The sequence below is a fragment of the Solibacillus ferritrahens genome (genome assembly GCF_037027585.1).
Lineage (GTDB): Bacteria > Bacillota > Bacilli > Bacillales_A > Planococcaceae > Solibacillus > Solibacillus ferritrahens.
On the sequence record NZ_JAXCLE010000014.1, the window covers coordinates 80,709 to 103,201 of the forward strand.

The 22,493-nt window shown below is 34.0% G+C and carries 29 protein-coding genes, 1 pseudogene and 1 riboswitch; of the genes and pseudogenes, 4 read left to right on the forward strand and 26 right to left on the reverse strand.

Annotated elements, in window-relative coordinates; all coding sequences use genetic code 11:
- Positions 1-26 precede the first annotated feature (26 nt).
- The gene (locus SNE38_RS13955; protein WP_191703901.1) at positions 27-662 is read right to left on the reverse strand and encodes a hypothetical protein; all 636 of its coding nucleotides are present in this window, start codon (positions 660-662) and stop codon (positions 27-29) included.
- 185 nt (positions 663-847) lie between these two features.
- Between SNE38_RS13955 and SNE38_RS13960 the strand changes: the two genes are divergently transcribed.
- The gene (locus SNE38_RS13960) at positions 848-1,225 is read left to right on the forward strand and encodes a nuclear transport factor 2 family protein (protein ID WP_191703902.1); all 378 of its coding nucleotides are present in this window, start codon (positions 848-850) and stop codon (positions 1,223-1,225) included.
- A gap of 123 nt (positions 1,226-1,348) precedes the next feature.
- On the opposite strand, the gene SNE38_RS13965 is transcribed toward SNE38_RS13960, so the two are convergent.
- The 6 genes from SNE38_RS13965 to SNE38_RS13990 all read right to left on the reverse strand — a co-directional run bounded on the left by SNE38_RS13965 (position 1,349) and on the right by SNE38_RS13990 (position 5,014).
- Complete coding sequence (locus tag SNE38_RS13965) at positions 1,349-1,594, reverse strand: hypothetical protein (protein ID WP_191703903.1); 246 nt, start codon at positions 1,592-1,594, stop codon at positions 1,349-1,351.
- 183 nt (positions 1,595-1,777) lie between these two features.
- Entirely contained in the window at positions 1,778-2,332 is a 555-nt protein-coding gene (locus tag SNE38_RS13970; protein ID WP_336046716.1) for a GNAT family N-acetyltransferase, read from the reverse strand.
- A 165-nt stretch (positions 2,333-2,497) separates the two neighbouring features.
- Positions 2,498-2,908, reverse strand: coding sequence for a GNAT family N-acetyltransferase (locus SNE38_RS13975; RefSeq protein WP_336046717.1), 411 nt, complete (start codon positions 2,906-2,908; stop codon positions 2,498-2,500).
- 142 nt (positions 2,909-3,050) lie between these two features.
- Positions 3,051-3,737, reverse strand: coding sequence for a DUF3600 domain-containing protein (locus tag SNE38_RS13980; protein WP_336046718.1), 687 nt, complete (start codon positions 3,735-3,737; stop codon positions 3,051-3,053).
- Entirely contained in the window at positions 3,727-4,254 is a 528-nt protein-coding gene (locus tag SNE38_RS13985) for a sigma-70 family RNA polymerase sigma factor (protein WP_336046719.1), read from the reverse strand. The genes SNE38_RS13980 and SNE38_RS13985 overlap by 11 nt, the downstream gene beginning before the upstream one ends.
- A gap of 283 nt (positions 4,255-4,537) precedes the next feature.
- Positions 4,538-5,014, reverse strand: coding sequence for a DinB family protein (locus SNE38_RS13990; RefSeq protein ID WP_191703908.1), 477 nt, complete (start codon positions 5,012-5,014; stop codon positions 4,538-4,540).
- Positions 5,015-5,260: 246 nt separating this feature from the next.
- On the opposite strand from SNE38_RS13990, the gene SNE38_RS13995 reads away from it, so the two are divergent.
- Positions 5,261-5,896, forward strand: a complete 636-nt coding sequence (locus SNE38_RS13995) for a hypothetical protein (protein WP_191703909.1) — start codon at positions 5,261-5,263, stop codon at positions 5,894-5,896.
- A 355-nt stretch (positions 5,897-6,251) separates the two neighbouring features.
- Here the strand turns inward: SNE38_RS13995 and SNE38_RS14000 are convergent, their stop codons facing one another.
- From SNE38_RS14000 to SNE38_RS14060, 13 genes and pseudogenes are all read right to left on the reverse strand, one after another.
- Positions 6,252-6,563, reverse strand: coding sequence for a hypothetical protein (locus SNE38_RS14000; RefSeq protein WP_191703910.1), 312 nt, complete (start codon positions 6,561-6,563; stop codon positions 6,252-6,254).
- 172 nt (positions 6,564-6,735) lie between these two features.
- A complete protein-coding gene (lepB, locus tag SNE38_RS14005; protein ID WP_404829018.1) occupies positions 6,736-7,299 on the reverse strand; it encodes a signal peptidase I in 564 nt (187 codons plus the stop codon).
- Between the two features lie 5 nt (positions 7,300-7,304).
- A pseudogene (locus SNE38_RS14010) lies at positions 7,305-7,658 on the reverse strand (hypothetical protein).
- A gap of 28 nt (positions 7,659-7,686) precedes the next feature.
- A complete protein-coding gene (locus tag SNE38_RS14015; RefSeq protein ID WP_191703912.1) occupies positions 7,687-8,046 on the reverse strand; it encodes a nuclear transport factor 2 family protein in 360 nt (119 codons plus the stop codon).
- 44 nt (positions 8,047-8,090) lie between these two features.
- On the reverse strand, positions 8,091-8,579 hold the full coding sequence (locus SNE38_RS14020) for a YjdJ family protein (protein ID WP_191703913.1): 489 nt from the start codon (positions 8,577-8,579) through the stop codon (positions 8,091-8,093).
- 120 nt (positions 8,580-8,699) lie between these two features.
- On the reverse strand, positions 8,700-9,569 hold the full coding sequence (locus SNE38_RS14025; protein WP_191703914.1) for a hypothetical protein: 870 nt from the start codon (positions 9,567-9,569) through the stop codon (positions 8,700-8,702).
- Positions 9,570-9,853: 284 nt separating this feature from the next.
- On the reverse strand, positions 9,854-11,149 hold the full coding sequence (locus tag SNE38_RS14030; RefSeq protein ID WP_336046720.1) for an NCS2 family permease: 1,296 nt from the start codon (positions 11,147-11,149) through the stop codon (positions 9,854-9,856).
- Between the two features lie 146 nt (positions 11,150-11,295).
- A riboswitch (purine riboswitch) is annotated at positions 11,296-11,395 on the reverse strand.
- Between the two features lie 216 nt (positions 11,396-11,611).
- Positions 11,612-11,980 carry an NUDIX domain-containing protein gene (locus tag SNE38_RS14035; protein WP_225223776.1) on the reverse strand — a complete coding sequence of 123 codons (369 nt, stop codon included), beginning with the start codon at positions 11,978-11,980 and terminating at the stop codon, positions 11,612-11,614.
- Between the two features lie 119 nt (positions 11,981-12,099).
- Positions 12,100-12,723 (reverse strand): histidine phosphatase family protein, encoded by a 624-nt coding sequence (locus tag SNE38_RS14040; RefSeq protein ID WP_336046721.1) that lies wholly within the window; start codon positions 12,721-12,723, stop codon positions 12,100-12,102.
- Positions 12,724-12,855: 132 nt separating this feature from the next.
- Positions 12,856-13,575, reverse strand: coding sequence for an N-acetyltransferase (locus SNE38_RS14045; RefSeq protein WP_191703917.1), 720 nt, complete (start codon positions 13,573-13,575; stop codon positions 12,856-12,858).
- A 126-nt stretch (positions 13,576-13,701) separates the two neighbouring features.
- The gene (locus tag SNE38_RS14050) at positions 13,702-13,863 is read right to left on the reverse strand and encodes a hypothetical protein (protein WP_336046722.1); all 162 of its coding nucleotides are present in this window, start codon (positions 13,861-13,863) and stop codon (positions 13,702-13,704) included.
- A 226-nt stretch (positions 13,864-14,089) separates the two neighbouring features.
- On the reverse strand, positions 14,090-14,983 hold the full coding sequence (locus SNE38_RS14055; protein WP_191703919.1) for an SDR family oxidoreductase: 894 nt from the start codon (positions 14,981-14,983) through the stop codon (positions 14,090-14,092).
- A 199-nt stretch (positions 14,984-15,182) separates the two neighbouring features.
- Complete coding sequence (locus tag SNE38_RS14060) at positions 15,183-16,799, reverse strand: thiamine pyrophosphate-binding protein (protein ID WP_336046723.1); 1,617 nt, start codon at positions 16,797-16,799, stop codon at positions 15,183-15,185.
- A gap of 225 nt (positions 16,800-17,024) precedes the next feature.
- Between SNE38_RS14060 and SNE38_RS14065 the strand changes: the two genes are divergently transcribed.
- Positions 17,025-17,672 carry a DUF421 domain-containing protein gene (locus SNE38_RS14065; RefSeq protein WP_191703921.1) on the forward strand — a complete coding sequence of 216 codons (648 nt, stop codon included), beginning with the start codon at positions 17,025-17,027 and terminating at the stop codon, positions 17,670-17,672.
- An 81-nt stretch (positions 17,673-17,753) separates the two neighbouring features.
- On the opposite strand, the gene SNE38_RS14070 is transcribed toward SNE38_RS14065, so the two are convergent.
- The 6 genes from SNE38_RS14070 to SNE38_RS14095 all read right to left on the reverse strand — a co-directional run bounded on the left by SNE38_RS14070 (position 17,754) and on the right by SNE38_RS14095 (position 21,570).
- Positions 17,754-18,554 carry a CPBP family glutamic-type intramembrane protease gene (locus SNE38_RS14070; RefSeq protein ID WP_336046724.1) on the reverse strand — a complete coding sequence of 267 codons (801 nt, stop codon included), beginning with the start codon at positions 18,552-18,554 and terminating at the stop codon, positions 17,754-17,756.
- Between the two features lie 87 nt (positions 18,555-18,641).
- On the reverse strand, positions 18,642-19,448 hold the full coding sequence (locus SNE38_RS14075; protein WP_336046725.1) for an inositol monophosphatase family protein: 807 nt from the start codon (positions 19,446-19,448) through the stop codon (positions 18,642-18,644).
- A gap of 18 nt (positions 19,449-19,466) precedes the next feature.
- The gene (locus tag SNE38_RS14080; RefSeq protein ID WP_336046726.1) at positions 19,467-19,844 is read right to left on the reverse strand and encodes a cupin; all 378 of its coding nucleotides are present in this window, start codon (positions 19,842-19,844) and stop codon (positions 19,467-19,469) included.
- A 50-nt stretch (positions 19,845-19,894) separates the two neighbouring features.
- Entirely contained in the window at positions 19,895-20,452 is a 558-nt protein-coding gene (locus SNE38_RS14085; protein WP_191703925.1) for a hypothetical protein, read from the reverse strand.
- Between the two features lie 70 nt (positions 20,453-20,522).
- Positions 20,523-20,858 (reverse strand): hypothetical protein, encoded by a 336-nt coding sequence (locus SNE38_RS14090; protein ID WP_191703926.1) that lies wholly within the window; start codon positions 20,856-20,858, stop codon positions 20,523-20,525.
- A 277-nt stretch (positions 20,859-21,135) separates the two neighbouring features.
- A complete protein-coding gene (locus SNE38_RS14095; protein WP_336046727.1) occupies positions 21,136-21,570 on the reverse strand; it encodes a DMT family transporter in 435 nt (144 codons plus the stop codon).
- A 153-nt stretch (positions 21,571-21,723) separates the two neighbouring features.
- On the opposite strand from SNE38_RS14095, the gene SNE38_RS14100 reads away from it, so the two are divergent.
- Positions 21,724-22,359: a phosphatase PAP2 family protein gene (locus SNE38_RS14100; protein ID WP_336046728.1), complete on the forward strand. Its 636-nt coding sequence runs from the start codon at positions 21,724-21,726 to the stop codon at positions 22,357-22,359.
- Positions 22,360-22,493 lie beyond the last annotated feature (134 nt).

Below are 22,493 nucleotides of genomic sequence, written 5' to 3' on the forward strand. Positions count from 1 at the left end.
TTGTTGATTTTTGAAATTATCAAATGTCATTTTATATTTTTATTAAAATTGGCTTTAAGTAAATAAACAACATCATATTTTTCTATTTCATTAATATGACCATTAACATCCTGATAAAATTCAGCGCTAAGGGAATTCATTCTTCCATCATTTGAATAACAAATACTGCCTAATACAACTTCGTCTTCAATAGATGTATTATCCCCCCGGAAACTCCCCCACACACTTGACATATCATCTAAATCTTTTGAATTTGCGTCATATGCACTGATTGAACTAACGCCTTCCTTACCGCCAACTGCCATATTAAATGTCGGTTGCTTTGAGATAGAGTTTTTGGAAGTTGTGAATATAATTGATCCATCCCCCTCTACCTGCGTCGAAAGTTCGCCAATTTTATCCTCAATCAGATTTCCTGACTCATATTTTTCTATCCATATAGTTACTTCTTTGTATTCTTTGTCTGTATTGAAATCATATACAAATGATTGATCAGCACTACTCGACAGAATCGCATTTTCTCTGTCTGTTAGTTCAGCGACAGAAATTGTATTCTTATTTGAATCAAATAAAAAATAATTTAGTAATAATAAAATTAGCGCTAATGCAGAAAAAACAAGACTGGCTATATTGGTCTTATTCATTTTCTTTTTACTACTCATTTAGTCCACCTACTTTTAACAGTTTTAAATACAAAATTCCCTATATTTATTATACAGTAAATATGTTCCTATAAAATCATTTCCTTACAAATGGCATATTCTTTCCCCTATGATTTAGAGGATTTTAATTGAGTAATATAGAAATAAGTTTAGATGTAAGTAATTAAAGTTAGGTGGTTATAATTATGATAGAGAATTTAAAAGAGCATTTACAACAATTAGAGGAAAGTCATACCGGTATGGAAGTAAGAATGAGTAGAGAAAAACTCGATGAAATTTTAGCTGAGGATTTTTTTGAAATTGGCAGCTCTGGTTATATGTATGATAAGAAAGAATGTCTTGAAACAGGTGTTGTATTGACAAAAATGAAGCTACATAATTATGAAATCTATCCGCTTGCTCACGACGTTGTCTTAACAACATATTTTCTTGTAGATACTACAAGGGAAAGAAATACACTTCGTAGTTCAATATGGAAATTCATTGATGGAAAATGGCAACTTTATTTCCACCAAGGTACAATCACACCACTTCAATTAAATAGTATTATGAGCAGTTTATAGCTAGCATTATTAAAAGCTAATCTAAGTAATCCGTTTGAATTAGAAAAAAGGCCTTTCCTCAGGTTCAGGAAAGTGCCTTTTATTTGGATAAGATTACCTTATCTTCAACAAACTTAATACTAGTTAACCAGCGATTCCTCTAGCTAGCACAATTAAATATACAAAAACCAAGACTCCTCCGTTTAATAAAACACCTAATATTCCCGACAACCACTTCTTTGATAGTACTGCAAATATAATACCAAATAGCGAAAGCGTCCCAAGTACGATAATAGCCATCAGCAAATTCGCATTAGGCCCTCGTATAATTAAAAATGAAATGATACTCGCAATAACCATCAGTAAAGAAAGAACTCCTAGCTTGTTCATTTTATCCCCCATTTAATTTCCAAATATCCTTTTGGAGTGTTGTTTTGTATTCTAATATTGTGTAATACTAATTACTCTGATTATGAAAAAAATCTAATAATCTGTCAAAAGAATGGATGTCCGGCGTATCGCCTAGATGAATCGTTCCAACTAATTAAATCCCCTTTTTATAGTAAAGCATATTTAGTTTTTATTAATATAGTAAATTAGATTATCAGTCCATTCGCCAAACTCATAAATAAAACCTTTTCTTATGCATTCAAATTGCAACCCAACACTTTCCGCTAATTTTATCGAAGCTGTATTATCGAGATTTATGTGTGCTTCTATACGATGATAATTCAGCTTGTCAAAAGCTAGATAAATCGCTGCTTTTACAGCTTCCTTTCCATATCCTTGCCTCCAAAATTGGTTATGAATCGTGTAACCAAATCTTGCCCATTGAAAGTCATCTCTCATAATTGTAGAAAAATCGATTGAACCAATATGAGTAGTATCTTCTTTCAGGAAAACCCCAAAAACATATGCATTATCTTCTAGAGCCATTCTTTGATGATTATTTACCAAATCTTCAAACCATTCTTTTGTACAAATACTCATATCAATTCTTCCTTCATCGTATTTATGTTGTGAAGGAGACCTATTTTCAAACTCAGATAACCACGTACTATAATCTTTTATTTCAAGAGGTCTGATTACCAATCTTTCTGTTTCTATATGAAGATTAAAATTTCCCAAAAAAACACCTCTTTTATAATGTAATTTTTTCTGTTTATAAAAGTAATCCCTGTAGATTTTAACATAAATTCCCTATTTATTTTCAATTTATTAACAAAAATGAGCGCTGACTCTATTATATAGAATCGCGCCCAATAAATTAAAATATTTATATACAGTTACATATCAATCCAATTTAGCAAAAGAGACTAAAGTGCCTTGATCGCATGAAATAAATCCATTTTTCTCATAAAAGTGCCGAACGTCTGGCGCTTCTTCCGTTAACAAAACTTTTTGTCTAACACTTTTATATTTATTAAGAACATGTTGCATAAGCAATGTTGCAATTCCCTGATTTTGATATGCATTTAATACGAGTATATCTTGAATATAGATAATCGTTAGTCCATCACCAACAACACGAACTAAGCCAAGTAGTTTTTCTTCCTGCCAAACTGAGATGACATCTAGTGATTGCAAACATGCTTGCTGTAATAAATCTAAATCGTTGGTATACGCATACCATTCAACATCTACATATAAGGCCTTCAATTGGTTGATGGGAATGTTTTTTTCGTCTTTTATTTTAAATTCCATTTTTATCCTCCTAAAATATTATTTAGAAGAATTTTTTCGTAATTTTTCCATAGGTATGACCACCTTTTCTTAAATTCCTAATATTATAATCTGAAAATAAATAATTATCAATATTTCAAATATTGAAAGTTGATGTACCCAGTTAATTTTTCCTTTGTTTTTCATTCACATATTCCAGAACATTTCGAGCATTCATAAACGCTTCTCGTAAATCTATTGGGACCATCTCGATTTCTGGTGGTGAGGAGACGCCGGTTTTAGCCATAACCGTTTCATATGTTATTAAAGCCTGAATGTATTGTTCAAATTCTTCAGCTGTCAAAACCTCTTTACTAGATAGTTCATCGTTTAATTTATCAAAGTAAGGTTGGATGTCATAGAGGGCTGCTTTAATTTCCTCCAGATTTTCGCTTGGGACTTGAGAATAATCGATATTTCCATTTTTATCGCCAAATTCAAGTTTTGCATTTGTAATTACATATAGTACTTCTTTAAATTGTTCGTATTGCTCTTTTCCTAAGTCACCTTTTGCTTGAGATAATTTGGCATCAAATAATAAATAACTTTTCATTGTGATATTTGCGATATGCTTTTTCACGTTATCGAAAGAACCATATAAATCATCCGCAAGTAACGACTGATACGCAAATGCTCCTGTAGGTACCATTAAACAAGCTGCAATGACGGTAATAGCTATACGCTTTTTCACAAAACGTTTCACTGTTCCACCCATTTCCGATTTAGCTTCCTGGATACCTTTCTTACTTCTTTCATGAAGTTGAAATGGGATTTCAATTTTTTCTATTTCTTGTTTAAAATTATTTTCCATAGTTCTCTACCTCCTTTAAATTTTGGCGAAGTTTATTTAAGGCACGATATAATATGGACTTTGCGGTTCCAAGTGGAATTTCTAAAATCTCCGAAATTTCCTTTAACGTCCGGTCATTATAATACTTTAGTAAAATCACGCTTTTCTCATCTTCATGCAAAGTATCCATAAGTTCTCGTAAAGATAAAGAAGTTTCAATATCTTCTACTTCCTCCCTTGTATGTACTTCAAATTGAGGAATGAGTTGAACCACTTTTTTATTTTTATCTATTACGTTCAGTGCACAATTAATCGTAATTTTCATAAGCCATGTCTTGAAATATTCCGGTTTATTTAAAGTGCTAATATTTTTAAATGACTGATAAGCTACTTCTTGAACGACGTCTAAAGCGTCATTTTTATTTTTCACATAGACATAGGCCATTCGATAAATATCTGCTTCATATTGTTGGAAAAGCTCTAAATACGCTTTGTCATTTCCTTTTTGAGCTTTTTTTACTAAGCGTCCAATATTCATCGCAATTCCTCCTTTCATTTTTGTCTTACACTTATTAGACAAACAAGAAGAGCATTTGGCTTAAAAATTTACCAATTATTTTTCAAATTCAAATTTCCCTCCATCATTGCATGAAAAAAGACGCCTCTCTTATTACAGAAAAGTGTCCGCTACTAATTAAGATTCCTATTTATTCTTATCTATATAAAATATTGAAATTCACTATCAGCATTAATGATAGCAACAAATACAACTTGGTCTATTTGCCACTATATTTTTTTACTGTGATATATTTCATACTCTTTCACTCCTCATCCACCTTGTTTAAAGTAAATTTCATTTGGTTTATGTGATGGATATCGTGTTCCATTAATCCTTTTAAATATTCATAAAGTGTTAAAGTAGAATCCTTAATCTGCAGTTTAATCAACCATTTCTCTTCAGGTATTTGGTTTAACTGATTTAATAAGTCTTCCCGAATGCGTATACATTTTTCAAATGTTTTTTCAATCGTCTCAGTTCTAGCAATAAATGAAGAATGAATGTTAAAGTCCTCGGCACTTGGAGCTTTCGGTAAGCTTTTACCTGCTAATAAATATGGAATTCTGTGTTGTAAAACAAATTCATCCCAAGGGTAAAAATGACCAACTATTTCGATGATGGACCATTTTCTTTCTCCAATTGGTTTTCTTAGTAGACATTCATCTAAGGTTTTCATTCTTTGCAAAAATAGAAGAAAGTTTTGATGATGCTCTATTATTTCTGATTTTTCTCTTTGCAATTATGCCACCTCGATTTTATCGAATTAAATTTTATGAAGGGCCTCTCCCTCATTCTTGAAAAATATTACATAACCAAATTTTAACATAAACTTTCCGAGTATTTTAAATATGTTTCCAATATAATACGGAGCAGCACCCATTTAATCACCTATAGATTTATAGAATAAAATATGGTTTTTTAGAAATCATACTTTATAATGGCCTTATAAATACCCCAAAAATGTTAGTTAATAATTGGAGATAAAATGAAAAATACTAGAGTTCTCTCTTATATAGTTCTTAGTTTTCTATTGCTGTATGGCTGTGCCGGGGATGACAAAAAGCCAGTTTCTTCCGCTAATGACATGGGAAAAATACATCCAGCCAAAGAAACAAAAAAGGAATTATTAGCACTGTCTGAAGAAATACTTTCGCTGTTAAAAGAGTCTGATTTTGAAAAAATCTCTGAAATGGTTGATCCAGAACATGGCGTCACTTTTGCTTTTTATGCTGATTTTGGTAATCCCGCTGGCTATGGAGGGCAATATGTAAATTTATCAAAAAAGGAAATAAGTGAAAATAATGATACAAAGTATTTGTGGGGAATGGATGAATCAGAAAAAGAAATTGAAATGTCCTTAAATGAATATGTTCAACAAATGCTATTACAAAGTTGGGGAATGGAAGAAGTAGAATATAGTATCATTACTTTTAATGAACCTGCAGAGAATTTTGCAGGTGTATTCAATACCATTCATCAATATTATCCGGATGCCAAATACGTGGAATACCATTCGCCGGGAATTAATGAGCATTCATTCCAATCATTGCGGTTCATTTACCAAGAAAGAGGAGGAAGATGGTACCTTATCGGAATAGCCCGTGATGTAGCTACTTTATAAGAAATTTTAAAACCAAATATTAGTTTTGGATGTGTATTGATTTAGGACTGGTTCAGTTCATTCATTAACCGGAAATAACAGGTTCTTTAAATGAATATTTAGGGGAATGTCCAAATCAGATGTCCCCCTATTTTTACCATAAAGAGACAATATTATTTAACAAAGCCTAAAATATAAATAACAATTCGAACAAAAAAATAAATTATTCCTACAAAAATTAACAACCCCCAAATAATCGGAAATAATAACGAAAAGACCAACTTCTCAAGACTTTATTGAGAAGTTGGTCTTTTTAAAGAGTGCTACAATTGCACCCGTTAATTTTAAATAACCATTTATCGCTATACTAGATACTTTATTTATATAATTTTTTTATTACCCGAACGATATATTTTGCAGCAAAGTATGAAAAAGGAATACCTAGTAACATTGTAATGTTAAACGTAAAATAACTGAACCAAAATAAATTTGACAAGTATGCACAAAATTTAAAGTATGGTATAAAAACGATTACCATTAAAGCTATAAAGCCCGCTTGTCTCATCATTAATCTATTTTCTTTAATATTCAGTTCTTCCTTCCGTTTTTCATCCATACATAATTCCACATTTGTATTCCCCACTTCATCTGATTCTATTTCCTTTATCTTTTCATGTAGTTTCTCCATTTCCGTACCCCCATAACTACTTTCCAACATTTTAACATAAATATCCAATTCCCTGCTATGGGTCACGTGTTGAATGGGGATAAGTTAAGCTGCGCGAACTATCCAATTTAAAAGTACAAAAAAACTGTGTCAAAAAATCTGGCATTACCAGATTTAACACAGCTTTTTTGTATTATTTTATTAACTTTAATTTATCTAATGGAAAGAAAACAATATTTGTTGTACCTATTATTTTATCCTTTGAAACAAAACCAACGTTTGGGTCTCTACTATCTATACTTTTCCGACGATTATCTCCTAGCACAAAAAGGTATCCATCTGGAACGATTGCCTCACCTAAATACTCTTCCATTGTAAAATCTTCAGTGAGTGTACCATTGTCCATCAACGCCTTTTTATATTCCTCTAAATAAGGTTCTTCATATTTCTTACCGTTAATAAAAAGTTCATCGTTTTTATAGGCAATGTGATCACCAGGAATACCGATAATACGCTTGATATAATTTGTATCTTCCTTTGCTTCAAATACAATCACATCAAATCGGTTATACTCTGTTAATTTTGGCCCAATCTTATTTACGATTACTTTGTCCCCATCTTCAACTGTTGGCATCATAGAAGCACCATCCACCACAATAGGTGTTAATATGAACATCCGAATTCCCACGGCAAATAAAAGTGCGATCCCGATCACTTTTATCCATTCCAAAAACTCATTTTTTTTGACTGCTTTCAAAGTCATCACATCCTTTCAGCAATATGAATAATCTTTTGAATAACTGTATTAACTTGATCATTGTCTCTTATGACAAATAAATAATCCGCTTCATCTTCTGTTGGATTAACTATATCTTCCTTTTCAGCCTGTTGTCTAGCAAGTACTTCCTCAAACTTTGTATATGCTTTGAGATGGAATGCTAAAGTATATTAGGGCCTTGTGTCGGTAGTAAATTCTTATAGTATGTATTAATAAATTCAGCATGGTTATCATTGATCCATCACAAAAGAGTTACTTAACTGTTTTTCCAAAGCATGAGCAAATGTCGTTTTTCCAGAATGGGTTTTACCCACTGTAATAATCGCTAACTTTTTCATAGCCCGTCTCCTTCTTGCAAAGCTAAAGTTAAGAAATAACCTTTGTCCCTTGATGAAAATGCATTTTCCAATGTCCGTCGATTAATTTCCAAATCGAGCTACGTAGTGAATGTTGGTTATTTACTTCATTATAAATTCGGTAGGTCGTTAAAATTATTTCTTCAGATAATGAATGAATTTCAAAATCACTTATTTTCATTCGTACTAAACTTAGTGTCATCTCGCCAATATTCGCATCTTTGTACAATACCTGCCCCGAACTTCCAAATTCAAAAAAAGTTTCTGCAAGCAGATTCGTTAGCTCATCTTTTGATGTCCTGATTTCTGGTTTTAACAATTTTTGCTCTAGTGCAAATAACTGTTCTTTCAACGAAGATTTACACTCCATTTAATACTCACCTTTTTCCGTTCATAGAATTGATATTAGTAAAACTAACTAATTAAGTTAGGACCCGACCCTTTATGTTTGAACTTTCTTAACGATAGTAAAACGGCACCTGCTATAAATAAAAGTCCGCTTATTGAAGTAATCCAGAAGAAAATACTACCTCCAGTCGTTGATGCATTAAAAGTCAAACTACTAAATAATATCATTATAAAACCTATAAATCCCCAAAAACCAATTGCCCATTTAGATTTACTTTTGATGAGATAATAGCCAGTTACACCTAGAATATAAAGTATACTTACTATCATTAAAGTTGGAAATAAAGGTTGAAATTTTACTGCATAAACAAAATAATCAAGTTGGCTAATATCCTGTCCAGCCGTTATCTCTATATTAAACAATTTGGTGAACGGTGTGGAATACTTCCATTCGATTGAATTATTTATAAGTGCACTTCCTTCATACCATGCAATAAAAGTTGCTACCATAAAAGTTAAGATTCCTATTATAATTTGCAGTGCATACTTAAACAACTACACTCCCCCTATATAATTATTTAACAAATCACTGGTAATTTTGACGGAAATAAATAACAAAGGTTCCAGGGATTTTGTCGCTTCAAAATAGAGGAAGTAAATAGTTAATTGTTACACTCAATTATTTGGTAAATATTTTTTATATTGATCCCATACTTCCAAATATTCCGGCAAATCATGTGGGTGCACTTTAATACATATCCCTATACGTGTATATAATTGAAAAATCACTTCATCTAAAAGTCTTTCTTCGGTATAGCTAAGATCACTGTTCCACATCTCAAACAATGTAAGCAATGTATTCAAATCTAGATTGTCTGGTGATGAACAAAATGCATATGTAAAATCATAAATTTTCGGTCCAATTATTGGTGAAGGATCAATCACACCTTTTAATTGGTTATTTAAATAAACAAAATTATGTACACCAGTATCTCCATGTAAATAATATTTTTCTTCCAAATGGCTATATCCTTTTAACTTATTTACTAAAAGTTCTACCCTTTTATGATCATCTAATGAAAGAACCTTTCCTATATTTTGCTGCGCATATTCCAGACTACTTTGATTAAAATCAGACCAACTGCTTTTAGAAGTACCGTTTATTCTTCCCCAAGGGGTATCTTCATCTACCTTCCTATATTTATCAAATAGTTGCTTTATTAAAATTGTCATCCAGTCTATTTTAGAGCCTCGATTAAAATGTGTTTCTCCTGCAATATAGTCATACACAATAAATTGTTCTTCTGGATCTGTGTAAATAATATTAGGAAGTAAGTTCGTATCACTATAAGCCGTAAGAAATTGTTGCGTCGGCTTTATAATATTTGCTGTATCCATTTTTACCACATATGTTGGTTTTTTATTGACAAGTAGTAAATATAAAATGCTATTTGTAGTACCGCTATTAAGATTTTCTGCCTTTAAATCTGTACTAATTAAATAATTACTTTTTAATAAATTTATAATTTTATTAATTTTTTCCACATTTGAGCCCTCTTCTGCTAATTAATATCGTGCCTGATAGTTATATTCTTTCCTAAATATTAAAATCCTTTTATTTTGAATTGAAATGATTTTTATGTTTAAAAGAAGTTATGAAGGTTTAGGGGTGGAGAAAGACTACACGTAGCTAACTGTTGAGGTAGTCTCCGTAAAGCTAAAAAAAGGATAGATGTATGCAGGAGTTATTTCCTGTTCATCTATCCGTACTTTTTTCTTCTATATTTGTAACGAAACCTTAAATTATTTAGCGCTGTTTACTCTCTTTCCTAAACGATAAACGCAAAGTATGAAATGAATAATAAACAAAGCACGTACATTATTGGATGTACTTCTTTAGAACGCTTTTGTGCGATTAAACAAATTGGATATAGAACAAAACCTAATCCGATTCCGATAACGACACTAGAAGTTAACGGCATCATAATAATTGTTAAAAATGAAGGAATCACGATTTCTAACTTCGTCCAGTTAATTCTACGGATCTCCATAGCCATTAGTGCACCTACAATAATTAATGCAGCTGAAGTTACTTCCGCTGAAATAACACTAACAAGTGGCGAGAAGAATAAAGCAACAACAAAACAAGCAGCAATGACTACAGATGTAAAGCCGGTTTTCCCTCCGACAGCAATACCTGCAGAAGATTCAACGCTTGTCGCAGGTGTTGATGTACCTAAAATAGCACCAATTACCCCCGCTGCAGAATCGGCAAGTAAACCTTTACCGATATTCGGAATTTTATTGTCCTTCATCATGCCTGCTTGACTCGTTAATCCAATTAATGCACCCGCTGTATCAAAGAAGGCTACAATTAGAAACGTGAAAATAACTGTAAGGATTTCTGGCGTGAAAATCTCATCTAAATGACCAAACACAACACCAAATGTCGGTTCAAGGCTTGGGATACTACCAACAATTGAAGATGGTACTTCGATTTTACCGAACAGCATACCTACAATTGTAGTAATGACCATAGCGTAGAAAATACCGCCGTTAATGCCTTTTACTAACATAATGATCGTAAGGAAAATACCTAGAATTGCTAATAACGTCATCGGTGAAGTTAAATCACCAATCTTAACAAATGTGTCTGGATCTGCTTGCACAATGCCACCATTTTTTAATCCGATAAAAGTGATGAAAAATCCAATACCAGCAGCGATTGCGAACTTTAAATCACTTGGAATAATGTTAATAATTTTTTCGCGAATTTTAAATAAACTTAAAATCAAGAAGATGATTCCGGCAACAAATACACCTGTTAAAGTGACTTGCCAATCAATACCCATTCCAATACATACTGTGAATGTAAAGAATGAGTTTAATCCCATACTCGGTGCAATAGCGATTGGAAAGTTCGCAAGTAAGCCCATAAGTAGTGTTCCGATAATTGCAGTAAGCGCAGTTGCAGTAAATACAGCACCACTATCCATCCCGGATTGACTTAGAATAATTGGATTTACCACTAATATATAAGCTATCGATAAGAAGGTTGTTATTCCTGCGAGTGATTCCTGCTTATAGGAAGTGTTCCGTTCTGCAAATTTAAAAAAGTTTCTCATGTTGTAATCTCCTATTTGCCAAAGTTAAGAATGAACGGAAATCATTCTGATGTTAGTATTCAGCTATTGCATTTTTCTATTAATAAAAAAAAAACTTTGACCACAATCGGCCAAAGTTTTTTCTACAATAAAGCGGAATAAAAAATCAATAATTTCCCATTCCTTGTAGTCAGCTAATATCGGTAGCTGGTAGAAACTTTCAAGCCGTCTTCTTGAATTTATACAAGGTAAATCTATTCTTTTTTAAAACAATAGGAGAATAATATCAAGTATAATTTAAAAGGTCAATAGTATATATTGGAATAAGTTTTACCCTTAACGGATGTAAAAATATTCTAAAAAGAGCGAAAAATCAAGTAATATTAAATCTATAAAAAAATGCAATGAAATCTCTTAAGACTTATGTAGGATAAAATTGTTAAAAGTAAAATTCTGTGAGCACAAAAGCCGGTAAGAACTATCTTAATTTATAAAATCGAATATTTTTAAATCTATTTCATCTATTGGACCAATCTTTTGTTCTAAGTCCCATAATCGAATTTCGAATGTCTCATTATTTTTCTGAAATGGTTGGAGTTTTTCAAGAGTAGTAAAGTAGACAGGATTATACTTAATTTCATTATTTATTACGTTTTTTACTTTTAACAAACCTTTAAATTCTATATCCAGAACTATTTGACCAGTTTCTTCGTAAAGTTCTCTTATTGCACAATCATTTGGTGTTTCATCCATCTCCCTTTTCCCGGCTGGTAATTCCCATTGTTTTCTTAAAGTGTTATAACATAAAAGATATTTGTCATCACATTTAATAACAGCATATGATCCAGCCAATCGGTGATAGGTATATATTTCTGTCTCTTTTACAACAAGGAATTCAGAAATTGAAAGCCATTATCCTTTGCGCATTCCAATTATTTCCCCCCATCTTTTTAACCAATCTCACTCAAATGTTATGAAATAGTGACTTTATCTAAATGCGCTATGTCCCCTTCAGATAAAATACAATATTCTCCATTTTTTATTTCCATTATTGAAAGACTTGTGTCGTGTATAAATGGTGGTGCCAATAAATCTGTAATGTTCCTTCCTTTTGCATGCATTAATAAAGATTTTAGAATAACAGAATGAGTAATAACCAATATATTTCCAGATTCATGTTCTGAAATAATGTAATTTAATACATTAATAGCCCTGTTTGTAAGCTGCTCAAAGGTCTCACCACCAGCTGGTTCATAAAGGGCTGGTTTCTTCCCAAAATTTTTATATTGCTCAGGGTATGAAACCTTTATTTCTTCATGAGTTTTACCCTCCCATTCACCCAAATACATTTCTCTCAAGTTTTCATTCGTACTAATTGGTAAATTTCTTTCCCCAATAATTAATTTAGCTGTTTCAATTGTTCTTTCACTGGTACTTGAATAAGCAGCAACAAATTCTACCCCTTCTAACCTTTTTCCTAATGCAATTGCGTTATTAACCCCTTGCTCAGTTAACGCTGAATCTTTCCAGCCTTGCATCCTTTTTTGAATATTCCACTCTGTTTGACCATGTCTCACTAAATATAATCTAAGCAATGTGTGTTCCCCCGCTCTATACTTTCTCTAAAATCGCTTGTACATTAAGTTATAGCAGCCAAGAATTGTTGGTTTCTCAGCATTTTTCAACTACTTGTGTATCCCTAAACTGCATATGCCTCCCCTAAAAAATTATAATTTGTTTTTATCTATTTTATAAATCCCTTTCCGATCACGGAGTTCGCATCCATTTTCCTCAAAGATTTTAATCATATAAGAATTACTTACGTCGGTACTGCCGACGTAATAGCTGGCATGGAAATTCTTGAGTAATGCGAGAGTAATTTTATGAATAGTTCTTCCCAGGCCTTGCCCTCTTAAATTCGGCACTACGCCGAAGTAAAACAATCTTCCTTCGTCATCTGTCCCCATTTCAATATGAGGAATACTTATCCCTATTAAAGTTTCATTCTTCGTGAAATAATAGCAATACTTGCGCCACTCAGGTCCCAACTCATTTTTAATAGAATGCATAACTTGATCAATGGGCTGCTTTATATTTTTATTGGCAGAACCCATTCGACATAGATCATACAATTCCGCATATTCTCGGTCATCCATTATTCCTTCAGAAAGTGAATGCCAAACAATTTGATCATCTATTTGTGGTAAATCTTCAAGTTTCCTTGTGTACTCGACAATACTGGAAATCTTGCTGAACTTTTTTTGAAGCAGCCAGCTTTCAAAATGTTCATCCATCAGTAAAGATAAATAGCCAATCCCCAGATGATCCCATTCCTCCAGGATTTTTGTGAATTGATGTATGTATTCTTCTTTTGGAATATCCTCTTTATTGATTTGATCAACAAGCCAATATTTCGGATCGTTTTTGATGATATTGAATAAGTTCAATTTGTTGCTCCCCCTAATACACCAGTTTAAGAATTTTTTTGATATGCTCTTCATTTTCTTCTATACCAACTTGCCTACTCAAATATTTATTCAGTCTAAGAATTTCTGGAAAAGTAGAAATCAACGTTAATTGTCAAAGGTTCCTCTTGCTAATGAACCCGCTAAGTAAATTGCTAAAACATCCGAATCAGATGTTAAGTCTTTTAAAGCATTTACCAATAAAATATCTCGATGATTTGGTAATAATGTATCACTTTCTAGATGTCTGTTTTCAAGTCCCATACACATCAACTAGCTCCTTTTCTACTTTTGAAGATTCTTTATAAGTTGGGTTAAATCCTTAACGCCTACCACACCTCTTTCTAGGGAAGCCAAAGAATTTCATTAATATAATAAATTCCACAAAAAAGGCATTAATCCTTGTTGGATTAACGCCCTTTTGTTGAAGCAGAAAAAAGTAGCACTATTTTTCCTACTATTTATTAAGATTTTTTACTGTGTCTTACAATTAAGATTACAAGTCTATTGACTCGCCACCTGTTACTCCATAAATTTGACCAGTAATATAACTTCCTTCATCAGAAGCTAGAAGAACATATACCGGTGCAAGTTCTACCGGCTGTCCAGCACGACCAAGTGGAGAGTTTTGGCCAAACTCAGGGATACTACCTTCCAATTGTCCGTTATCTAACTGAAGCGGTGTCCAAATTGGTCCTGGTGCCACCCCATTAACACGTACTCCTTTAGAAGCAAAGTATGAGGAGAGCGTTACCGTAAAGTTACTGATTGCACCTTTTGTAGAGGCATAATCTAGTAATTGTGTGGACGGATTAAATGATTGAACCGATGTCGTTGTAATAATGGCACTACCTGGTTCTAGATACTCTTCAGCTGCTTTAACCGTCTCAAACATACTGATAATGTTTACTTTGAAAGTATCCTCCACTTGTTTGATTGTTATTTCACTTAGGGAAGGTTGTGCAATTTGCTGCGCCGCATTTAATACGAGCGTGTCCAAACCGCCAAAAGCTTCCACTGTTTTTGTTACAATTTCAGTCGCTGCGCCATCTTCTCGCAGATCATAAGGTAGCAGTAATGCTTTTTTGCCTTCTTTTTCAATTAATTCTTTCACTTCATTAGCATCCTTTTCTTCACCAGGGAAGAACTGGATCGCTACATTTGCCCCTTCACGTGCATAGGCAATAGCAGCGGCACGGCCAATTCCGGAATCACCACCTGTAATCAAGGCGTTGCGCCCTTCTAGGCGATTGTGACCTTTATAAGATTGTTCTCCGCAATCAGGTTTTGGGCTCATATCTTTTTGGAGCGCTGGAGTGTTCTGTTCTTGATCCGGGAAGTTTCCTGTATGATATTTCTTACGTGGATCTGTTAGATGTGTGTTTCCCATCAAAAATCATCTCCTAATCTAGTTTTGATAGTAAGGAAAAATCTGAAAACCTATTCCTTTACTAATTTGTGTTACATTCCTTTGAATACCCTGTGTTCATTCACTTTAAACAGCTAAAAGCTATCCTACGCATTGTATTGAAATAGATAATATCTCTAATAAGTGAAGTGGTGACCATCCATTCGATCACCACCTCTTTTTAGTTTGTTTCTGGGAAAAATACCTGGGCTGTACGAACATCTACCAGTGTAGGCGCATTTGTATTAAGTGCCTCTTCCATTACCGATTCCAGTTCAGAATCTGAAGCGGGGCGTAGTCCTTTCCAACCGCAAGCTTCTGCCAATTTCACAAAATCTGGGTTGGTTAAATCTACCCCTACTTCTTCCTTCTCAGCTACTTTTAATTTGTCTCTTTCCATTTGCAGACTCTCATTATTTAACACAACGACCGTAATATTGAGTCCATATCGGGTAGCTGTCAATAAATCAGCAAGTACCATTTGTAGTCCTCCGTCACCGACAATTGCCACTACTTGTTTTTCAGGTTGGATAAGCTTGGCTGCCATTGCAGCTGGAAGTCCAAAACCTAGTGTCCGCCAGTAGCCAGAGAATAAAACAGATTGCCCCTTTTGTCGGAAGTTCCGATTCGTCCACACTGTATTATCTCCTGTATCCAGTGCAAGAATGGCATCCGGTGCCACTGTTCTGTCCAATGCGTGCATAATTCGGGAAGGATGGACAGGATAACCAGAAGTACTACCTTCCTTCTCATTTTGCTCCGCCCATTTTTCTTTAACTTTCTTGCAACGGATTACCCAATCTTCAGAATGGGAGAATTCTTGCATGCTCTCCAATAAGAATGGTACAACTTCTTCTGTTTTCCCCATGATGCCAAGCTCAGTTGGAATTTCTTTTACAAACTTATCGAATTGGCGGTCAATCTGAATAATCCTTGCATTAGTTGGCACATACCCTTCTGGCCACCAAGTTGTGCCCGCAAGAAGTACTACATCTGAGTCTTTAAATAAATCCGCAGCATAAGGATTACCGCCTTCGCCTATACCTTGCAGAACGAGCTCTGAAGATTCATTAAATAAGCCTTTGCCACCTAAGCTTGTCAGAATTCCAGCTCCCCACAAATCTGCTAATTTTTCCAACTCCTCTGATACGGACGTGGCGCCTAAGCCTGCTAGAATCATTGGCTGCTTGGCTGTTTTCATTATTCCGATTGCGTGTTCCAAGCTTTCTTTCGTGAAGTTGGAAGCCCCTTCTATTACATTAGGCAATGGACGCGGCTCCCCTTTAGCCGGCATCATGAAAATGTCCTTCGGTATGGATAGATGTGTGACTACACGCTGTCCAAGTGATGTTCTTGCCGCTTTTTGCAGAACCTCAATCGTCGCATCTGGATTTGCCAGATTAGCAGAATAAGCAGCAAAGGGCTTCATTAGCTCCTGTTGGTCAATATATTGTGGATATTCCGTCCCGATTTTATCGCTTTGGGCCTGTCCCGTAATGGCGAGTACAGGTGCTCTATCTGCATGTGCATCACCAAGCCCATTTAAAAGGTTAGCTGCACCAGGTCCCATCGTCGCGGTGCATACCCCAAGCCCGCCCGTCAGTTTTGCTTCTGCAGACGCCATAAAAGCAGCTGTCGACTCATGCTTAACAGCAATGTATTGTATTTTATTCTGCTTAGCCAGTGCATCTATGAGTCCGAAAGTAGTATCTCCCACTACCCCGTATATCCGTTTAACGCCAAACATAGATAGTTGGTCCAGCATCAATTCACCAACTGTTCTCTCTTTATTATCCATAAAATATGAACCTCCTTGATAGATTTTCTAACTTGCCAGTTAGAGAGCCTATTTATATTTTTCGGTCATATTTAATTACTTTCCCAAAATAGCGAGAGTTAACCTTTGTTTTTTAATTGCTTGGCTAAATGAGAATTAAGTTAACCCCATTTAATTCCCAAAAAATAAAATAGATTAAAGGAAGTTTTTCTAGGGTATTCAAAGATGATAAAGGAGTGAAGAGGATTGATAACAACGATTATCATTAAAGTCATTGTCGGATATTTAGCTCTTATGCTAGTCATCCGCTTGTTAGGGAATAAGGAACTCTCTGAAGTTACCCCTTTCGACTTTGTCTTTATCATTATTCTCGGTGGAATACTTACGAGTGCTATTTATGATGATAAGGTTAGTATTTGGGTTATTCTTATCACTATTGGAGCATGGACTGTACTTAACGTTATAGTCAATTTCCTTGTCCGGATGTTTGAAAAACTGCGCCCGGTCATTAAAGGGGAACCAGCCATTGTCGTTAATAATGGCTGCATTGAGATTAAAGAATTACAAAAAAAGAGAATTGATCCCGAACAGCTTCGCTCCTTATTGCGACAGCAAGGGGTTTTTACTCTTAGAGAGGTGAAATATGCTCTTTTAGAGCCTGGCGGACAAATTAGTATAATGAAAAAGGAATCAGCCAAGGAGAATTCAAGTAATGTTTTGTCCCATCTTCTTGTTGATAAAGGTAGTGTAAAAGAAAAGGCCCTGGATAAAATAGGGAAAGATGAGCAATGGGTCATTAAGTCATTAAAAGATGAAGGCTATGAAAACCTCAAGAAAATATATTATGCTGAATGGGATGAGGAAAATGGATTTTTAGTTCAGACTTATGATTAGCGCTTATAGAGATGCTTATTTCAGCTAATATTAAAGGACATAACTTATTTGGTGATAAAGTTATGTCCTTTATTGATATTTTTATATAAAAAAAGAGTAAATCAACATAAGTAAATTCATGGAAATATGTGCAAACATATGTGCAAGCATGGCAAGCTCCAGATTGTGCTTCCAATAAATCCACCCAAAGAACAAGCCGGCAAAACCATTCAAGAAAATCATTCGGAACCAAATGAATGCTGTCATTTCTGTTGCATTTGCGGTTGCGCCATAATGACCTAATGCAAATAATAATGTGCTAACAAAGATGGCAATGATAAAGATCCAGTTAGCAGGTTTTACTGATTTTCGATCAAATAGTTTCCAGAGAATAAAAACTAGCAAACTCATAAAACCAAACCGGATTAGTAGTTCCTCAACAATCCCTCCGTAGAGTAAAGCGGTCATAAATTCTGAAGCACTATAAGGTCGTATTAATTCTTTTATACTTTCTGTTAAGAGAGGTTCTAAAAGATAATCGAATCCTCTTATAACGACACCTGCAATCGAACCTAATATTATGGCTAGTTTAATCCCTTTTATCCACTCTGCCTTTGACTGTGCTCTAGCATTCGGATGAATAATCACAGATTTCAAACCAACTTTATGTGCAGTAAAAAATCCAATAACAAGTGCAATAATTAATAAAATATAATTGGGGATTACGGAGATTAACGCTAACAATTTAGGTTGTACAGAAATCCCCATCATTTCACGTAATTGTTCTAATTGGATCGGGTTTGCCGTTAATGTCGATAGTGCCAGAAGATATAAGGGAAACATTGCAATAATTCCAATAAAGAGATAAATTAATAGACCTTTAACACTTCTTTGCTGTGTCATATCCAACCTCCTTGATTTTAAAAAAGGGTTGTCTAATAGCACCACTCTTTAAGAAACAGCCCATATTTTTTAAAATATATGTAGCGATTATCTAGAACTATTTAATCCTTTTCTAACCATATCTATGAAATAATCCTTATTGTCTGGATGGCAAGCAATCAGGTAAGGTTCATTGCTCATACCTGTAAAGTCATTACCTTCAAAGTCAATGACAATACCCCCTGCTTCTTTTACCATCAGTATGCCAGAATACAAATCATCCCCTTCAGAGTTGTAAAGGATAATTCCGTCTATATCGCCTTTTGCAAGCATACACCACTGCAGAGTAGGAGCCCAGAGCCTCATCATCCTTTTACAATTCACATCGATATATTGTCGTAATATTACAGCCTTTTCATCATTCTGCACTTTGTGACCTTGTATCCAAGCAATCGTAAACTTTTTCGGATGATCTCTCTTCATAACTTTTAATGCTGTATCATTACAAAATGAACCACCGTTTACACTAGATATAAATAACCGATCTACCATAGGTTCATAGATAACACCAAGAACCGGTTCGTGTTTATATAATAGCGTTATAGAAGAAGTAAATACAGGTAGCCCAATAGCAAAATTATTCGTTCCGTCCAATGGGTCCACTTGCCATAACCACTCACTTTGTAAGCCATTATCCCCTGCTTCTTCACTATGTATTTTATGATCAGGAAAAGCACTAGTTAATGAGTTTAATATTACAGCTTCAGCTAAATGATCTACTTCAGTTATTATATCCCCAAAATCATCTTTTTCTTCCATACTCGTAACGTTACCAAAACGGTCTTTTGCTATATTCCCAGCATCTATTACAGCCTTAGTTGCTACTACCCGCGCTTTATTTAATAATTCCTCCATATGAATCTCCTTTTGGCATTAAGAATTCAAACTTTTACTATCGTACTTTAGGGGCATAAATAAACCAGGAGTCAATTCCTCACTTTGAATGACTATAGCCGTTAACCCCGCATCCGTTTTCGTTTCGTGCCATTCGTCTTTCTCCCAAAAAACAGCATCCCCAGTCGTAACTTTAAAATATTCTTCTTTTTCATTCCGAACATATCCCTCTCCGTTCAAAATTAAGAGGAGTTGAGGAACTACTGCTTTATGATAGCCTACTATTCCATTTTGATCGAAGTGCATACACCCAATGTTCGTTACTTTAGTTGTTTCAATAATACGGGAAATAATAAAATCCGAATTAAATTGTGAAATCTTTTTGCCACTCTCTTTATTAAATTTATAAAATTCCATGATGACCTCCTAAAAATTTATAAAGCTAAATATGACAAACTGAAAAGCCCTTACTTCTTTTCCTGTTCAATAAACCGGACATTATTTTCTTTAGCTATCCTATAAATTTCACTTTTATCTTCCTGTAGATACTGTTTAGTTACAGGAATTCGAAGAGAACTCCCATCAACTGAAGTAAAGATATATTCTTCATGGTTACCGATGTCATCCGCATAAAATTCTAATACTACTTCATCAATTTCAGCCCATTGAAACGTTTTTTCATCGAACAAATGATTTGAAACGACCTGTTCTTTTCCTATATAGGTATAAGTTAAAATCGATAAATAAAAAACAAAGAGGCCACCAGCTATAAAAGCAGTCATGAGGCTATAAGTAAATTTATTCTGTTTAATTATAGGGATCATCAATCCAATAATTAATATTAAACAGGCAGCCATTACTATTCTATAATTTGTACTACCTGGATAGAGTACAATTGTCGATGGATCATAAATAAATGTTTGAACATAAAAAATAGGAAAGATTAGTCCGAAAACAGGTGTACTGATCAGAATTAATATGGCTATTATTGATAAAACTAGACGAGGCGAGTAATTGGTCTTCATTTTAATTCCCCCTTTAATTTAAATAAAGATCTAACATGGTTTCATATAATCACTAAAATTCAACTTGAAATTAGCTAAATGCCCCAAAATAATCTATGAATTTCCCAGTATGTGCATCTAACACAATAGTTGAATTCATTTCAGGTGATTTTATCGACACTTCCCACTGCATTCTATTTAATAATTCATTCCAAAATCCAGATTTTTGCGAAAGATTTACACCGATATTTTCTTCCGGAATTCCTTCCAGCCCATTGAATGATACCGTTCCCCATTCTTCATCAGGATTTAATAAATAATTTTCTGCATGGAATAAAGCTGCGTCTGAACTTAGTACGGGTGATTTATAAAAATATATAAAACAAACAGCGACGGAAACAGCTAAAATTAAAAATATTTTTTTCAAAAGAATACCACCTTACGTTAACTCTTCATTAGCACAATGTCTCCCTTAACTATATCTACGGACAGAAATAAATAAAGTTTCATAAAATTTTACAAAAATGATATTTATAAGGTAATTCATTCAGCGGATTTTCATCCCTTTTTTGTAGGTGAAGGTAGTTATTTAGTACATGACAAAAAAGCCCTATACATCAGATACAGGACCTTTCTAATTATTCTATTTTCAAGATATGTAAGTATAAAATGGAATCGATTTTCTTCCAAACCACCATTCGTCATTATGCTTTATTAAACAAATATATTCCGACGAACATTAACGTAAGGGCAATGAATTTGGTGGTATTTAGTGGAAATACTTCCCCACCAAAGAGTCCAAAATGATCAATAATTGCACCGACTACAATCTGACCAATAACGACTGCCATAAGGGTTGCGGCAACACCGATAAGGTTGACAGAAAAAATGTTAACGACAATAAATAATGCTCCTAGTAATCCACCAATTAACTGCCATTTTGGTACATTAAATACATTTAAAAAATTTCCTTTCCCAAAAAAGAAAGCTAAAAAGAATAGCGCAACAGCCCCCACCAAGAATGAAGTAGTCGCACCTTCCAATAAGCCAACTTTTTTACTTAACTGTGCATTTATCTGACTTTGTATGGCAACTGCCGCACCACCGATCAGTGCTAAAAAAGCGATTATCAATTTCATCCTCAACATTCCTCCATTGTCTATATCATGTTGTTTTCAATTAAACATTTCAATATTCCTTTATAATTTGGAATACCAATACGTGATAAATAATAGTATATTTCATTCAAACTAAGCCATAATAAGATCTATTTCCAGAAATGGAGGACACAAGTGCAGAGGAATAAAAAAATAAACAAAATGCCATATGTGTTAGCAGTTTGTTCTTTCGTTGTATTCTGTATTTTATGGGCTACGTATAAAACTTCATTCATTCAAGCTTTTGACAGTAAAGCATCGGATTTATTATTTGGTAATAAATTTATTACAATGTTTCATTATTTAGGTGAAACTAAGTTTATTTTTGCTGTCACAATCGTTTTATGGATTTTTATTTTGATTCGTAAAAAAGACCTTAAATTGATGGTTTTTGTTATTTTTTCCGTAGGTGGAGGTTATGCATTATATCAGTTATTAAAACGCGTAATTGAACGGCCTCGTCCAGATATTGTGGATCAACTCTCAACTTATAGCTTTCCCTCAGGACATGCAGTGCATGGTTTGCTGTATTTAATCACCATCGCCTATGTATTGAACCGAGTTATCACTTCTAAGAGCGCGTCGTTTATCATTTGGATCATAGCCATCCTATTGGCTATATTAATCGGGCTTTCACGTATAGCAGAGGCTCGTCATTTTGCTTCTGATGTGATAGCAGGCTGGTTACTTGGCTATAGCTGGTTTATCCTTTCCTTATGGTGGCTTAAAAGTGAAAATCCTTATTGGGGAAGTAATAAAATTGAAAATTAGTTATTTCAAAGGGTGAACTGAACCCCGAATAGTGGACACTTTAAAAAAAAGTGACCTATTCGGGTTTTTTCTATTTTCATTACTAGAAATCCTCGTTATACTGACCATACGATTTAAGAACGGGAGAACATCAT